Below are 14,969 nucleotides of genomic sequence, written 5' to 3' on the forward strand. Positions count from 1 at the left end.
AATCGCCGCAGGGGCTTGATCGCCTCAATCGCCGGCGGGGCCCGGGCAAATCAAGCCCCGCCGGCGATTGAGGCGCGGGGTCCGGGGCGGAGCCCCGTGGCGTGGGGGCGGGGGGCCCGCCTCACAACCAGCCCGCGAACTCCAACAGGTTCTCGCCGTCCTGGTGCCGCCCCACGCGCAGTGCCCGCGCACCCGACTCCACCGCCCGGAACAACGTCCACCCCCGCAACCGCTCCGGATCCACCTCCAGCGACTCCGCGAGCCGCTTCACCCGCCGCCGCGTGATCGCGGGCCCCGACGGCGACCCGATGAGGTCCTCCACCCGGTCACGCACAAGCCGCGCCAGGTCGAACGCGGTCTCGCCGACGACCGGGTCGGGCCCGACCGCCAGCCACGGCATCCGCTCCCCGGACAGCACCTTGGACTGCCGGAACGTACCGTGCAGCAAACGGAGTTCGGGAGCCGAGTCCACCAGCTCGTCCCGCGTCCCGAGGGCCGCGTCGATCAGCGGCGCCACGTCGGGGAACGCCTCCACCGTCGCCCGCATCCCGACCGCCTGACGCCCCGTGCGCTCCGGAACGGTCTCGCAGTTGCGCCCCTCGGGCGGGTCCACCCACAGGCGGCGCAGTGTGCCCGCCGCCTCCAGGAGCGCCTTCGCCTCCGGCAGCGTACGGACGGAGACCTCCGGGTGGAGGCGTTCCAGGAGGAGCGCGCCGTCGTTCACGCCCGGGTCGAGCAGCCGCACCGCGCCGAAGCCGTCCCAGTGCGTCAGCGCCGCCCGCTCCGCCTCCGGGCGGAACCGCTCGGGCGCCAGTTTCAGGATCGCCGGTGAGCCGTCCGCCCTGCGCACGTGGGCGACCAGGCTGCTGCGGCCCCCGGGCACATGCACCCGCTGCACCGTCACATCGCGCCGTGCCGCCGCCCCGTCGAGCAGCGCGCCGACCCGGTCGAGCCACGCCGACGCCCCGTCGTCACGCACCTCGCCGAGCGCGTTCACGAGACGCGGAGGCGGTTCGAATGCCAGGGGCGCGGATGCCATGCGCGGGGATTTCCTTCCAGATCTGCCTACGTGCTGGGGTCCTCAGAAGAGGACGGGGCCGACGACGATGCGGTCGGCGCCGCGGCCCGTTCGGAGAGCCCAGGGAAGGCTACGCTGCCGCCGCCCCAGCGCACGGCACGGACCGCCGCCTCACGGAGTGCGTCGGCCGCGCTCCGGCGCCGCTCGCCGCTCGCCGCCCGTACGAGATCCGAGTAGACGCCGGCGACCCTGCTCTCGATGTCCGCGGCGAGCCGGGCCGCCGCCGACGCGTCGGGTACCGGGAACGGCAGCGCGTACGCCCCCGCGGACTCCTCGGGATTTCCGCCCAAGTCGCGCACTGTGCGCCGCAGTTCGTCACGGCGGGCGCGGTGCGCGTCGTACGCGTCCCGGGCCCGGCCCCTGCGGTCCTCGCCGACCCGGCCGCCGACGACCCCGTAGCCGTACACCGCCGCGTGCTCGGCCCGCAGCGCCGCCTGCACCGCCGCGAGCAGTTCGTTCTCGCTCATTCCTGTCCGTCCTCCGACAGCAGATACGCGTGCCCGGCCCCGGCCGCCGCCACCGACGCGAACAGCCGCGCCAGCTCGCCCGGAGCGTCCACGAGCGCGGACATCCGGCGGTCCGAGAGTCGCTGCTCGGCCACCGAGAGCGCCTTGAGGATGTCCTTCTCGGAGGTCGGCGCCGCGGCCGACTTGTTGCCCGGGGGTGCTCCGGCGCCCGACGCCCGGCGCGCCCCGCCGAACGCCTTCACGTGCCGCTCGACCTCGGCCCGCAGCGGGTTCAGCCGCTCCGCGAGCGCCGGACGGGCCGACACCGCCCGGTCGTACTGGCCGAGGAGGTCCGTGCTCTCCTGCGCCGCCCGCGTCCGCAGCCGCTTCTCCTGCGCGGCGGCGGGCGCCCCGCTGCCACCGTCGGCGCCGCCTTCGGCGTCCGAGCAGCCGGTCAGCAGCGCGGCCCCGGCCAGCGAGGCGAGCAGAGTCCTACGTCGTGGCCCGGAGCGGGCGAGAGGGGGCAGCGGCACGGCAGGCGTCCTCAGGAGGCGAAGAGGCGGGAGGGGAGAGGGCTTTCGGCGGGCGGCGCCTTGATCGGAACTGATCAGGTTCGATCGAGGGGGAGCGGTCGTGATCACCGTACCGCCGCCGTTGCACGGGTGGACGGCAACACCCCCCTGGACCGGATACCCTTTGACCTGACGCGCAAGGAAAGTCAGTAACCACAACAGCACACGCGGCCGAGGAGTCACCCGGATGAGCACCACCCAGAACGAGAGGCTGCGGGAACTACTGGAACCGCTCGTCACCTCGCAGGGGCTCGAACTCGAAGAGATCGAAGTGGCCTCGGTCGGACGCAAGCGTGTGCTGCGCGTCGTCGTCGACTCCGACGAGGGCGCCGACCTTGATGCGATCGCCGATGTGAGCCGCGCGCTCTCGGCGAAGCTCGACGAGCCCGGTAGCAGTGCGGCCATGGGCGAGGGCGAGTACGAGCTCGAGGTCGGTACGCCCGGCGCCGAGCGCCCCCTCACCGAGCACCGCCACTACATCCGCGCGACGGACCGCCTCGTGAAGTTCCAACTGAACGACGAGTCCGAGCTGGTCGCGCGCATCCTCAAGGTCGACGACGACGGCCTGGACCTGGAAGTACCGGGAGTGAAGGGGCGCAAGCCCACCTCCCGAAGGCTCGACTTCGCCGACCTCGCCAAGGCGCGGGTCCAGGTCGAGTTCAACCGCAAGAACAAGAACGACGACAGCGACGACAACGACGCTCAAGAACAAGAAGAGGAGGCGTAGCCATGGACATCGACATGAGTGCCCTGCGGGGGCTGGTCCGTGAGAAGGAGATCTCCTTCGATCTGCTGGTCGAAGCGATCGAGTCGGCCCTCCTCATCGCCTACCACCGCACCGACGGCAGTTTCCGTCGCGCCCGCGTGAAGCTGGACCGCGACAGCGGCCATGTGACGGTGTGGGCGACGGAGGACCCGGCGGACCTCGAAGAGGGCCAGGAGGCCAAGGAGTTCGACGACACCCCCTCCGACTTCGGCCGGATCGCCGCCACGACCGCGAAGCAGGTCATCCTGCAGCGGCTGCGCGACGCCGAGGACGACGCGACGCTCGGCGAGTACGCGGGCCGCGAGGGCGACATCGTGATGGGCCAGGTCCAGCAGGGCCGCGACCCGAAGAACGTGCTGGTCGACATCGGCAAGCTGGAAGCCATCCTGCCGGTGCAGGAGCAGGTACCCGGCGAGGAGTACCCGCACGGCCTGCGCCTGCGCTCGTACGTCGTGCGCGTCGCCAAGGGCGTCCGCGGCCCCTCCGTGACCCTGTCCCGTACGCACCCGAACCTCGTGAAGAAGCTCTTCGCGCTCGAGGTGCCGGAGATCGCCGACGGCAGCGTCGAGATCTGCGCCATCGCGCGCGAGGCCGGCCACCGCACGAAGATCGCCGTGCGCTCCACCCGGAGCGGGCTCAACGCCAAGGGCGCCTGCATCGGCCCGATGGGCGGGCGTGTGCGCAATGTCATGGGCGAGCTCAACGGCGAGAAGATCGACATCGTCGACTGGTCCGACGACCCGGCCGACATGGTCGCCAGCGCGCTGTCCCCGGCCCGCGTCTCCAAGGTCGAGATCGTGGACCTCGCGGCCCGCTCGGCCCGCGTGACGGTGCCCGACTACCAGCTCTCCCTTGCCATCGGCAAGGAGGGGCAGAACGCCCGGCTCGCGGCCCGGCTCACCGGCTGGCGCATCGACATCCGCCCGGACACCGAGCAGGGCGGCTCTCCCGAGGGTGCTCCCGAAGGGGAATAATTCCGAGCGCTCGGCGCTTGGATCACGACAGTATGTGACGAGCCAACCGTTCGACCTTTACCCCAAAGGGGTGAGGTCGGTACGGGGAGGTAGACTTAACCGTGTCTGGTCGGACGCATGCCCGCGCATGCCCTGAGCGAACCTGCGTGGGATGCCGGGAGCGAGCGGCCAAGAGCGAACTGCTGCGGATCGTGGTGATCGAGGGACAGTGCGTCCCCGATGATCGCGGTACGCTGCCCGGCCGGGGTGCTTACGTGCATCCCGCCCTGGCCTGTCTCGACCTGGCGGTCCGCCGCCGGGCGTTCCAGAGGGCTTATCGGGCCCCTGGACCGTTCGACACGGCGGCCCTGCGCCACCGCGTCGAGCAGGCAACACCGTAAGAAGCGCCGTACGGGACCCCCGTGCGGCCCTGGTATTCCGCGAGTTGGAAGTAGGTCGAGATTGCGATGAGCACTCGATGAGCACGCGATGAGTACGCCCATGAAGTAGCGACGGTCCGGCGTAACCCGGACCTAAAAGGAGCGAAGTGGCTAAGGTCCGGGTATACGAGCTCGCCAAGGAGTTCGGCGTAGAGAGCAAGGTCGTCATGGCCAAGCTCCAAGAACTCGGTGAATTCGTACGTTCGGCGTCCTCGACCATCGAGGCGCCGGTAGTACGCAAGTTGACTGACGCCCTGAATCAGGGCACCAACGGCGCGGCCAAGAAGCCCGCCGCCAAGAAGGACGCCCCCGCGAAGCCCGCGGCGCCGCGTCCCACCCCCTCTCCCGCGCAGGCCGCCAGGCCTGCCGCCCCGCGTCCGGGCCCGGCTGCGCCGAAGCCCGCCGCGGAGACCCCCGTCGCGGAGAAGCCCGCTGCGGAAACCCCCGTCGCGGAGAAGTCCGCTGCCCCGGCCGCTCCGGCGACCCCGGGTCCGCGGCCGACGCCCGCCCCGAAGCCGGCCCCGAAGCCCGCTTCCCCGGCACCCAGCACGCCGGAGTTCCAGGCCCCCGCCGCCTCGGAGGCCCCCGCGGCCCCGAAGCCCGCCGGCCAGTCCGCTCCGCGTCCCGGCGCCCCGAAGCCCGGGGGCCGTCCGGCCCCCGGTCAGGACCGTGGCCAGGGCCAGGGTGGCCAGCGCGGTGACCGTGGCGACCGTCAGGGCGCCCCGCGTCCCGGTGGCCAGGGCCAGCGTCCCGGTGGCGCCCGTCCGTCGGGCCCGCGTCCGGGCAACAACCCCTTCACCTCTGGTGGCTCCACCGGCATGGCGCGCCCGCAGGCGCCCCGTCCCGGCGGCGCCCCGCGTCCCGGCGGCCAGGGTGCCCCGGGCGGTCCGCGCCCGCAGGGTGGCGGCCAGGGTGGCCCCCGTCCGCAGGGTCAGGGCGGAAACCGTCCGAGCCCGGGCAACATGCCCCGTCCGCAGGCAGGCGGCGCCGGCGCGGCCGGTCCGCGTCCCGGCGGTGGCGGCGGCAACCGTCCGAACCCCGGCATGATGCCGCAGCGTCCCGCAGCGGGCCCGCGGCCGGGTCCGGGTGGCGGTGGCGGTCGCGGTGGCCCCGGTGGCGGTGGCGGTCGTCCCGGTGGCGGCGGTGGCGGTCGTCCCGGCTTCGCCGGTCGTCCCGGTGGTCCCGGTGGCGGTGGCGGCGGCTTCGCCGGTCGTCCCGGTGGTCCCGGTGGTGGCGGCGGCGGTCGTCCCGGCGGCTTCGGTGGCCGTCCCGGTTTCGGTGGCCGTCCCGGTGGTCCGGGTGCCCGTGGTGGCACGCAGGGCGCCTTCGGTCGTCCCGGCGGTCCCGCGCGTCGCGGTCGCAAGTCGAAGCGGCAGAGGCGCCAGGAGTACGAGGCCATGCAGGCCCCGTCGGTCGGCGGCGTGATGCTGCCTCGCGGCAATGGCGCGGTTGTTCGCCTGTCGCGTGGTGCTTCGCTCACCGACTTCGCCGAGAAGATCAACGCCAACCCGGCGTCGCTCGTCGCGGTCATGCTGAACATCGGCGAGATGGTCACGGCCACGCAGTCGGTCTCCGACGAGACGCTGCAGCTTCTCGGCGACGAGATGAACTACGCGGTCGAGATCGTCTCCCCCGAGGAGGAGGACCGCGAGCTGCTCGAGTCCTTCGACATCGAGTTCGGTGAGGACGAGGGCGGCGAAGAGGCCCTCATGGCGCGTCCGCCGGTCGTGACCGTCATGGGTCACGTCGACCACGGTAAGACGCGACTGCTCGACGCGATCCGCAAGACCAACGTCATCGCGGGCGAGGCCGGCGGCATCACGCAGCACATCGGTGCCTACCAGGTCGCGACCGAGGTCAATGGCAGCGAGCGCGCCATCACCTTCATCGACACCCCGGGCCACGAGGCGTTCACCGCCATGCGTGCCCGTGGTGCGAAGTCGACCGACATCGCGATCCTCGTGGTCGCGGCGAACGACGGCGTCATGCCGCAGACGATCGAGGCGCTGAACCACGCCAAGGCCGCCGAGGTCCCGATCGTCGTCGCGGTCAACAAGATCGACGTCGAGGGTGCCGACCCGACCAAGGTGCGCGGTCAGCTGACCGAGTACGGCCTGGTCGCCGAGGAGTACGGCGGCGAGACCATGTTCGTCGACATCTCGGCCAAGCAGGGCGAGAACATCGACAGCCTCCTCGAGGCCGTGGTCCTGACCGCGGACGCCTCGCTCGACCTGCGGGCCAACCCCGAGCAGGACGCGCAGGGTATTGCGATCGAGGCCCACCTCGACAAGGGCCGCGGTGCCGTCGCGACCGTCCTCGTCCAGCGAGGCACGCTCCGTGTCGGCGACACGCTGGTCGCGGGCGACGCCTACGGCCGTGTCCGTGCCCTGCTCGACGACAAGGGCGAGCACGTGCAGGAGGCGGGTCCCTCGACTCCGGTCCTCGTGCTCGGTCTCACCAACGTCCCGGGCGCGGGCGACAACTTCCTGGTGGTCGACGAGGACCGTACGGCCCGTCAGATCGCCGAGAAGCGTGCCGCCCGTGAGCGCAACGCCGCGTTCGCCAAGCGCGTGCGCCGTGTCTCGCTCGAGGACCTGGACAAGGTGCTCAAGGCCGGCGAGGTCCAGCAGCTCAACCTCATCATCAAGGGTGACGCTTCTGGTTCCGTCGAGGCCCTCGAGTCCTCCCTGCTCCAGCTGGACGTCGGCGAAGAGGTCGACATCCGCGTCCTGCACCGCGGCGTCGGTGCGGTCACGGAGTCGGACATCGACCTGGCCATGGGCTCGGACGCCATCGTCATCGGCTTCAACGTCCGTGCGGCCGGTCGTGCCGCGCAGATGGCCGAGCGCGAGGGTGTCGACGTCCGGTACTACTCGGTGATCTACCAGGCCATCGAGGAGATCGAGGCGGCCCTCAAGGGCATGCTCAAGCCGGAGTACGAAGAGGTCGAGCTCGGTACGGCGGAGATCCGCGAGGTCTTCAAGTCGTCCAAGCTGGGCAACATCGCGGGTGTTCTCATCCGCTCCGGCGAGGTCAAGCGCAACACGAAGGCGCGCCTCCTCCGCGACAACAAGGTCATCGCGGAGAGCCTCAACATCGTGGGCCTGCGTCGCTTCAAGGACGACGTCACCGAGATCCGCGAAGGGTTCGAGGGCGGTATCAACCTCGGCAACTTCAACGACATCAAGGTCGACGACGTCATCGCGACGTACGAGATGCGCGAGAAGCCGCGCGTCTGAGCTTGATACGCGACTGGGGCCGGTCGACGGGACTTATTTCCGTCGATCGGCCCCGGCCGTTGCGTGTACCGTTCCCGTATCGGTGGCCGGAAGCGGTCGCCCATACGAACCCGAACCGGCGGGACATCCGGACACACACATGTATGTGGGGACTCTGTCCTTCGATCTGCTCCTCGGCGACGTCCACTCGCTGAAGGAGAAACGCTCCCTCGTCCGTCCGATCGTGGCCGAGCTGCACCGCAAGTACGCGGTGAGCGTCGCGGAGACGGGCAACCAGAACCTCCACCGCAGGGCCGAGATCGGGCTCGCGGTGGTCTCCGGGGACACCGGCCACCTGTCCGACGTACTGGACCGCTGCGAGCGACTCGTCGCCGGGCGGCCCGAGGTGGAACTGCTCTCGGTTCGCCGCAGGCTCCACAGCGACGACGACTGACGCAGACTGAAGCAACCAGCACGTAAGCACTTAAAAGGAGACGGACCAGTGGCCGACAACGCGCGCGCCAAGAGGCTGGCGGACCTCATCCGAGAGGTGGTGGCGAAGAAGCTGCAGCGCGGGATCAAGGACCCGCGGCTCGGCACCCACATCACCATCACCGACACCCGCGTGACGGGCGACCTCCGCGAAGCGACCGTGTTCTACACGGTGTACGGGGGCGACGAGGAGCGTGCCGAGGCGGCCGCCGGCCTGGAGAGCGCCAAGGGCATCCTGCGCTCGGCGGTCGGTCAGGCGGCAGGCGTGAAGTTCACGCCGACTCTGGCCTTCGTCGCGGACGCCCTGCCGGAGAACGCCCGCACCATCGAGGACCTCCTCGACCGGGCCCGGCAGTCCGACGCCGAAGTACGGGAGGCCTCCGCGGGCGCCGACTTCGCCGGCGGCGCGGACCCGTACAAGAAGCCGGAAGATGCCGAAGAGGACGCGGCTGACGCTCCCGAGAAGGACGGCGAAGCCTGAGCATGTCCGACCGCACCCCTCCGCCCGACGGGCTTGTCATCGTCGACAAGCCGTCGGGCTTCACTTCGCACGACGTCGTGGCCAAGATGCGCGGGATCGCCAAGACCCGCAAGGTCGGCCACGCGGGCACCCTCGACCCGATGGCGACGGGCGTGCTGGTGCTCGGCGTCGAGCGCGCCACCAAGCTCCTCGGCCACCTCGCGCTGACCGAGAAGGAGTACCTGGGCACGATCAGGCTCGGGCAGAACACGCTCACGGACGACGCGGAGGGCGAGCTCATCTCGTCCACCGACGCGTCCGGGGTCGGGCGCGAGGCCATCGACGCGGGCATCGCCGAGCTGACCGGCGACATCATGCAGGTGCCGTCGAAGGTCAGCGCCATCAAGATCAACGGCGTCCGCAGCTACAAGCGGGCCCGCGAGGGCGAGGAGTTCGAGATCCCGGCGCGCCCGGTCAAGCTCTCGTCCTTTGCCGTGTACGACGTCCGGGACGCGGTCGCCGAGGACGGCACACCGGTCCTCGACCTGGTCGTGTCCGTCGTCTGCTCGTCCGGTACCTACATCAGGGCGCTCGCCCGTGACCTGGGCGCCGGGCTGGGCGTCGGCGGGCATCTGACGGCGCTGCGGCGCACCCGCGTCGGCCCGTACAAGCTCGACTCGGCGCGCACCCTGGACCAGCTCCAGGAGTCGCTGACCGTGATGCCGGTGGCCGAGGCGGCCGCCGCCGCGTTCCCGCGCTGGGACGTCGACGAGCGCCGCGGGAAGCTGCTGCTCAACGGCGTACGCCTGGACGTGCCCGAGGAGTACGCGGGCGCGGGTCCCGTCGCCGTGTTCGGGCCCGGTGGGCAGTTCCTCACCCTGATCGAGGAGTCCAGGGGGAAGGCGAAGAGCCTGGCCGTGTTCGCCTGAGCTCCGCCCCGACCGATTGCGGTGGAGCGGCGGGTTCCGGTCCTTGGGTGGCCGCCGCTCCACCTCCCCCTCTCAAGGGTGTATCCAGCACGCCCGATCACTTCACCCCTTCGGGCGGGCGCTCGGAGTGAATGGGGGGAGCGCAAGGGGGCGCGTTCGCCGTTGACGCTGTTCTGCTGATCATTGCGCGCCTACCGTCGATGCACGGGGTGTGGAGGAGAACGGCGGGAGGGTCGCGTCATGGTGGACCCGCCGCTGGTACGGATCAGCGATCTGGCCGGGCGGCCGCGCGGCGCGGGCTTCGCGGCGGACGACCGGGGGACGGTCGTGACCGGCCACGAGGTGGTGAGCGGGCTCGGGCGCCTGCTGGTGCACGGGCCGGGTGGCGTGACGTGTGTGGTGGAGCCCGCATCGATCGTCGAACTGCCCGAAGCGAACCTGGCGTTGCTGCGCACAGAGGGGCTCGGCGCGGTACCGCTGCCGGTGGCGGCCTCTGGACCGCCGACGGCCGGGGCGTACGTCAGGATCCCCGCGGGCGGCTGGCGCGAGGCGCGTGTCCTCGGGCGCTCGCCGGTCGCGTACGTGGCCGGGGGCCGCAGTCACCTGTTGGACGGCGTCCTGGAGCTTGCCGTCGGTACGGACGGGGCGGATGCGCTGCGTGTGGGGGGCGGGGCCGCGGGCGGTCCTGTGCTCGACGCGCGTACGGGTGCCGTCGTCGCGGTGCTCGGTACGGCGCTGCGGGCCGGGCACGGGCATCGGGCGGCGGGGTTCGCGGTGCCGCTGCGGATGACCGCCGCGAGTGCGGGTGGGCGGGGGCCGCTCGCCGAATTGCTCGCGCGCAATGCCGCGGCCGTGCCCGCGTACGGGGACGATCTGAATCTCGGTGGGGCGTTGCAGCTGGCCGGGATCTCGGTGGGCAGCGACGGGCCGGGGACGGGCGGTCCCGAGCCGGTCGAACGGCCGGATGTGGTCCGGGAGTTGGACGCTTTCACGGCGGGGGCTGCCGGGGACGCGCGGGTGCTGGCCCTCGTCGGGGACCCGGGGAGCGGGCGGACCACGGAACTCGCCGCGTTCGCCGAGCGGCGTGCCGAGGGGGACGGCGCCGCTCCCACGGTGTGGCTGCGGGGCGCGGACCTGAGCGAGGACGACGCGTCGGTGGCGCAGGCGGTGGGGCGGGCGCTCGCGCGCGCGGGCCGGATCGTGGCGGCGTCGCGGGAGGAGGCGGTCGCGGGGGGCGTGGTCACCGGGGACGTCGGGGACATCTCCGCCGAGCGGATCGCCGAGGTCGCCCGGGAGACCGGGCGGCCGCTCGTGCTGTTGCTCGACGGGCCCGAGGAGATGCCGCCCGTGCTCGCGCACCGCCTGAGCGCCTGGTCGCGGGGGACCGAGCGGTGGCTCGCGGCGTGCGGGGTGCGGTTGGTGGTGGCGTGCCGTGCCGAGTACTGGGAGCAGGCGGGCGCGCTGTTCGGCGCGGACGTGCTGTACGGGCCGGAGGCCGGGGCGCTGCCTCCCTGTGTACGGATCGGGGACCTCGTGGGGGAGGCGGCGCGGCTGGCGCGGGAGCGGCTCGGCGTGCCGGAGGGGGCGCTCGCGGAGCGGGAGGCCGGGCATCCGCTGTCGTTGCGGCTGCTGAGCGAGGTGCGGGCGGCGCTGCCAGGGAGTGTGGCCGGGTGTCCCGACCGGGACGAGATCTTCGCGGCGTACCTGGACCTCATGTGCCTGCGCGTGGCGGTCCGGCTGGCCGCGCCCTCCGGAGTACGGGGGAGTGGGGTGCGCAGGCTGGCGGCGCGGGTGGCGGGGCAGGTGCACGAGGCCGCGCGGCGGAGTCTTGGGCCGGGGCAGGGGGAGTTGGACCGGGAGTCGTTCGAGGAGCTGTTTCCGTGGGGGGCGGCGCGGGACGGGGTGTCCGGGTGGGCGTCGGCGGTGCTGACCGAGGGGGTGCTGGTGCCGGCGGGGGACGGGTTCCGGTTCGCGCACGAGGAGGTCGCGGACTGGATCCAGGGGATGCATCTGGATGTGGACGGGGCGTTGGAGGCGCTGGTGTTCCGGCGGCGGGGGGACGGGTTTCCTGTGCCGCGGCATCGGGCGGGGCCGGTGGTGCGCGCTTTGCTCTTGATCGAGCGGAACATGGGTAGCGCCGAACTGGAGCTTCGGTTGCGGGAGTTGCTGCCGTGGGCCTTGCGGGTGGCTGACGCGGGTGCGGGGGAGCGGGTGGCTGCGAGGGGGTCGGGGCCTGACATGGGTGCGGGCTGCGCCGGGGGGCATCTGGCTGCGGCGGGGTGTGCGCCTGACGCGGCTGCGGGCCGCACCGGGGGCCGCCTTGCCCACCCTGCCGCCCAAGGCGGCAGATTGCCCAAGGCGGCACGGCACCATCAAGCCCCTGCGGCGATTGAGCAGCGGGGTACGGGGCGGAGCCCCGGCCTTTCAGCCCCGCCGGCGTTTGAGGCGCGGGGTTCGGGGCGGAGCCCCGAGGTGTTGGAGGCCGAGTGGTGGGGGGTCGAGCTGGTGCGGAGCGTGCTCGTGCGGGTTCCGGACGCGCACCTGTACCGGGACGTGCTCCAGGTGATCGCGGAGCGAGCCCGCTTCGGCGGAGAGTTCTGGACGCGGATCTCCGTGGACGACGACACCCGGTTCGAACTGCTGCGGCGGGCCGTCGTGCAGGACGGCGCAGAGGCCGGCGACCGGTGCCTGGACGCCGTCGCGGACGCACTCGCCGCCGAGCCGCGCCGCGTACAGCAGCGGCTGACGCGCTGGTTCGACGACGAGCGGCCGCTGCCCGCCCTGCCCGACGCCACCGTCGCCGACGCCGCCCAGGCCCTGCTGCACACCCACCGCCACCGCGACCTCGACGGCCTGGTCGAGGCCCTCGTCAACCGCGCCCATCCGCGCGCCGACGAGCTGCTCGCCACCCTGGCCGACGAGGAACCGTCCGCCTTGTGCCGGGCCGTCGACCGCTGGGCCCACGACGAGCGTCCCGACCGGCGCGTCGCCGCCGCCGCGTACGCCGCGCGGATCGCCCCGCGGATCTATGACGCGGCCGACCGGGAGCTGCTGCGGTACACCGCGTTCGCGCTGCTGGAGCGGCCCTCCGAGCCGGCGCTGCACGGCGCCGCGCTCGCCCTCCTCGTACGGGATCCGGACTCCCGGCCCGCGTACCTGGCGCGGGCGCTTGAGCGATTCACCGCGGGCGACGCGCAGGTGTCCGCCGACGCGCTCGCCCCGGCCGTGGCCACCCACCCGGAACCCGTGTTCACGGCGTTCCAGGCGCGGCTGCGGGAGCCGGGACCCGGCCTCGGGGACATCCTGCGCACTCTCGCCGAGCTGACCGAACCCGCGCACGCCCGGCGAGCCGCCGCGCTCGTGCGAGAGCTCGCCGAGGACTGGCCGGACGCCGCGGCCGGGCACGTGGCGGCGTTCGTCGACCGGTGCCTCGAGCACGAGGACGGTGCGCGGGCCGTGATGTACCCGCTGGTCGTGGGCCTGGTGTCGGAGCGGCCCCCGGTCGTGCGCGGCGCCCTGGCGCGGGTGCTCGCCGCGCCCGGAACGACCGCGTCGCGCGCGCTGCGGGCCGAGCTGCTCGACGTACTGCTGGAGGACGAGCGGGACCCCGCCGTGCTCGACGCGCTGCTGTGCGCCGCCGCGCGGGACGCGGCGCGGCGCGGGCAGGCCAGGACGCGGGACCTGGTGCACCGCACGGGCATGCTGCGGGTGCGTACGCCGGAAGGGCCGTCCGGGTTCGACCGGCTGCTCGTGGAGCTCGCGCGGTCCGTGCCGGGGTTCGCGGGCCTGGTGGCGGGGTGGCTGGCGGAGGCGCCCCGCGAGTGGGCGGAGCTCCTCGGCCCGAGCTCCCGGCGCATGATCGAGCGCCTCGCAGGGGTGCGGGTACCCGCATAGCGTCGCGGCCCGCCCGATGCGAAGCGCGGGCGGGCGGCATGGCACTCTTAGACCTGCGTATCCGGTAGAGAGACGCAACGGTCGAAACGGTCGGACTCAGGTTTGCGAGGGGCAATCACCGTGCAGCGCTGGCGTGGCTTGGAGGACATCCCCCAGGACTGGGGGCGCAGCGTCGTCACCATCGGCTCCTACGACGGGGTGCATCGCGGGCACCAGTTGATCATCGGGCGGGCCGTGGAGCGGGCGCGTGAGCTCGGCATCCCGGCGGTCGTGGTCACCTTCGACCCGCACCCCAGCGAGGTCGTGCGCCCGGGCTCGCACCCGCCGCTGCTCGCCCCGCACCACCGGCGCGCCGAACTGATGGCCGAGCTCGGCGTGGACGCGGTGCTGATCCTCCCGTTCACCACCGAGTTCTCGAAGCTGTCGCCCGCCGAATTCGTGGCGAAGGTGCTCGTCGACAAGCTGCACGCGCGGGTGGTCGTCGAGGGCCCCAACTTCCGCTTCGGGCACAAGGCCGCGGGCAATGTCGACTTCCTGGCCGAGCAGGGACCGACGTACGACTTCGCGGTCGAGGTCGTGGATCTGTACGTCAGCGGCTCGGCCGGTGACGGTCAGCCGTTCTCGTCCACGCTGACCCGGCGGCTCGTCGCCGAGGGCGACGTGCTGGGCGCCGCCGAGATCCTCGGCCGTCCGCACCGCGTCGAGGGCGTCGTCGTGCGCGGTGCGCAGCGCGGGCGCGAGCTCGGCTTCCCGACCGCCAACGTCGAGACGCTTCCGCACACCGCGATCCCGGCCGACGGGGTCTACGCGGGGTGGCTGTACGTGAACGAAGAGGCGATGCCCGCGGCGATCTCCGTAGGCACGAACCCGCAGTTCGACGGGACGGAGCGCACGGTCGAGGCGTACGCCATCGACCGGGTCGGGCTCGATCTCTACGGTCTGCACGTCGCCGTGGAGTTCGTGGCGTTCGTGCGCGGGATGGCCAAGTTCGAGTCGCTCGACGAGCTGGTTGCCGCGATCGCGGACGACGTGAAGCAGGCGCGTGAGCTCATCGAGGCGACCAGGGCCTGAACCGCACCGACGTGACCCAGGTCACGTCCGGGTGTGTCACATCGGGGCGGGGCGCTCCGTCGTAGTGGTGTCACCACTTATGACGGAGTGCGAAGGAGCCCCTCATGGAACCGCGACTCGACCTCTTCAAGAATCCGGTCCTCGGCAAGATGCTCAAGCATGTCATCGCGGCGGGCAGGGCCGCCGAGGGTTCCGGCGTGCCGACGCCGACGCTGAACCTGGTCATGATCAGGGCCAGTCAGATCAACGGCTGCTCGGGCTGTCTGGACATGCACGTCAAGGACGCCGCCGAGGCCGGTGAGACGGCGGTCCGGCTCGCCCTGGTCGCCGCCTGGCGCGAGGCCAAGGTCTTCACCGAGGCCGAGAAGGCGGCCCTGGAGCTGGCCGAGGCGGGCACCCGCATCGCGGACAGCGCCGGCGTCTCCGACGAGGTGTGGGAGAAGGCCGCCAAGCACTACGACGAGGCGCAGCTCGGCGCGCTGGTCGGCTGCATCGCCATGATCAACACCTTCAACCGGTTCAACGTGATGACCCAGCAGCCGGCGGGCGACTACGTGCCGGGCATGTTCGGCTGAGTGGTCGGGGGAGGTGCTGTGCTCGGAAAAGTGTCGCAGTTGTACGTATAACTGCGACACTTTTCCGAGCAGGCA

At 72.4% G+C, this 14,969-nt stretch carries 13 protein-coding genes; 10 read left to right on the top strand and 3 right to left on the bottom strand.

Annotated elements, in window-relative coordinates; translation table 11 throughout:
* Positions 1 to 121: 121 nt before the first annotated feature.
* From ACWD2L_RS31935 to ACWD2L_RS31945, 3 genes are read right to left on the bottom strand one after another with little or no spacing between them, the layout of a single operon-like run.
* Positions 122 to 1,024: an aminoglycoside phosphotransferase family protein gene (locus tag ACWD2L_RS31935; RefSeq protein ID WP_351333835.1), complete on the bottom strand. Its 903-nt coding sequence runs from the start codon at positions 1,022 to 1,024 to the stop codon at positions 122 to 124.
* A gap of 41 nt (positions 1,025 to 1,065) precedes the next feature.
* Positions 1,066 to 1,545, bottom strand: a complete 480-nt coding sequence (locus ACWD2L_RS31940; protein ID WP_351333830.1) for a ferritin-like domain-containing protein — start codon at positions 1,543 to 1,545, stop codon at positions 1,066 to 1,068.
* Positions 1,542 to 2,057, bottom strand: a complete 516-nt coding sequence (locus tag ACWD2L_RS31945; RefSeq protein ID WP_351333828.1) for a hypothetical protein — start codon at positions 2,055 to 2,057, stop codon at positions 1,542 to 1,544. Before ACWD2L_RS31945 ends, ACWD2L_RS31940 begins: the two co-directional genes overlap by 4 nt.
* Positions 2,058 to 2,283: 226 nt before the next feature.
* Here ACWD2L_RS31945 and rimP point away from each other — a divergent pair, with 226 nt between their 5' ends.
* The 10 genes from rimP (at position 2,284) to ACWD2L_RS31995 (ending at position 14,894) form a co-directional block, all read left to right on the top strand.
* On the top strand, positions 2,284 to 2,823 hold the full coding sequence (gene rimP / locus ACWD2L_RS31950; protein WP_351333825.1) for a ribosome maturation factor RimP: 540 nt from the start codon (positions 2,284 to 2,286) through the stop codon (positions 2,821 to 2,823).
* A 2-nt stretch (positions 2,824 to 2,825) separates the two neighbouring features.
* Positions 2,826 to 3,836: a transcription termination factor NusA gene (gene nusA / locus ACWD2L_RS31955; protein ID WP_351333822.1), complete on the top strand. Its 1,011-nt coding sequence runs from the start codon at positions 2,826 to 2,828 to the stop codon at positions 3,834 to 3,836.
* 101 nt (positions 3,837 to 3,937) lie between these two features.
* Positions 3,938 to 4,216 carry a YlxR family protein gene (locus ACWD2L_RS31960; protein ID WP_266714798.1) on the top strand — a complete coding sequence of 93 codons (279 nt, stop codon included), beginning with the start codon at positions 3,938 to 3,940 and terminating at the stop codon, positions 4,214 to 4,216.
* A gap of 146 nt (positions 4,217 to 4,362) precedes the next feature.
* Complete coding sequence (gene infB / locus ACWD2L_RS31965; RefSeq protein ID WP_351333819.1) at positions 4,363 to 7,494, top strand: translation initiation factor IF-2; 3,132 nt, start codon at positions 4,363 to 4,365, stop codon at positions 7,492 to 7,494.
* Between the two features lie 139 nt (positions 7,495 to 7,633).
* On the top strand, positions 7,634 to 7,927 hold the full coding sequence (locus ACWD2L_RS31970) for a DUF503 domain-containing protein (protein WP_351333816.1): 294 nt from the start codon (positions 7,634 to 7,636) through the stop codon (positions 7,925 to 7,927).
* A 48-nt stretch (positions 7,928 to 7,975) separates the two neighbouring features.
* Positions 7,976 to 8,446 carry a 30S ribosome-binding factor RbfA gene (rbfA, locus tag ACWD2L_RS31975; RefSeq protein ID WP_351333813.1) on the top strand — a complete coding sequence of 157 codons (471 nt, stop codon included), beginning with the start codon at positions 7,976 to 7,978 and terminating at the stop codon, positions 8,444 to 8,446.
* A 2-nt stretch (positions 8,447 to 8,448) separates the two neighbouring features.
* Positions 8,449 to 9,354 carry a tRNA pseudouridine(55) synthase TruB gene (gene truB / locus ACWD2L_RS31980; RefSeq protein WP_351333811.1) on the top strand — a complete coding sequence of 302 codons (906 nt, stop codon included), beginning with the start codon at positions 8,449 to 8,451 and terminating at the stop codon, positions 9,352 to 9,354.
* 240 nt (positions 9,355 to 9,594) lie between these two features.
* A complete protein-coding gene (locus tag ACWD2L_RS31985; RefSeq protein ID WP_351333809.1) occupies positions 9,595 to 13,248 on the top strand; it encodes a trypsin-like peptidase domain-containing protein in 3,654 nt (1,217 codons plus the stop codon).
* A gap of 120 nt (positions 13,249 to 13,368) precedes the next feature.
* The gene (locus tag ACWD2L_RS31990) at positions 13,369 to 14,319 is read left to right on the top strand and encodes a bifunctional riboflavin kinase/FAD synthetase (protein WP_351333807.1); all 951 of its coding nucleotides are present in this window, start codon (positions 13,369 to 13,371) and stop codon (positions 14,317 to 14,319) included.
* Between the two features lie 104 nt (positions 14,320 to 14,423).
* Complete coding sequence (locus ACWD2L_RS31995) at positions 14,424 to 14,894, top strand: carboxymuconolactone decarboxylase family protein (RefSeq protein ID WP_351333804.1); 471 nt, start codon at positions 14,424 to 14,426, stop codon at positions 14,892 to 14,894.
* Positions 14,895 to 14,969: the final 75 nt, after the last annotated feature.

This window comes from Streptomyces sp. NPDC002754 (genome assembly GCF_053592315.1).

Bases quoted from the DNA above. Each gene is read 5' to 3' on its own strand.
- ACWD2L_RS31940 (WP_351333830.1), bottom strand. From the start codon at position 1,545: ATGAGCGAGAACGAACTGCTCGCGGCGGTGCAGGCGGCGCTGCGGGCC.
- rimP (WP_351333825.1), top strand. From the start codon at position 2,284: ATGAGCACCACCCAGAACGAGAGGCTGCGGGAACTACTGGAACCGCTC.
- nusA (WP_351333822.1), top strand. From the start codon at position 2,826: ATGGACATCGACATGAGTGCCCTGCGGGGGCTGGTCCGTGAGAAGGAG.
- ACWD2L_RS31970 (WP_351333816.1), top strand. From the start codon at position 7,634: ATGTATGTGGGGACTCTGTCCTTCGATCTGCTCCTCGGCGACGTCCAC.
- truB (WP_351333811.1), top strand. From the start codon at position 8,449: ATGTCCGACCGCACCCCTCCGCCCGACGGGCTTGTCATCGTCGACAAG.
- ACWD2L_RS31985 (WP_351333809.1), top strand. From the start codon at position 9,595: ATGGTGGACCCGCCGCTGGTACGGATCAGCGATCTGGCCGGGCGGCCG.
- ACWD2L_RS31995 (WP_351333804.1), top strand. From the start codon at position 14,424: ATGGAACCGCGACTCGACCTCTTCAAGAATCCGGTCCTCGGCAAGATG.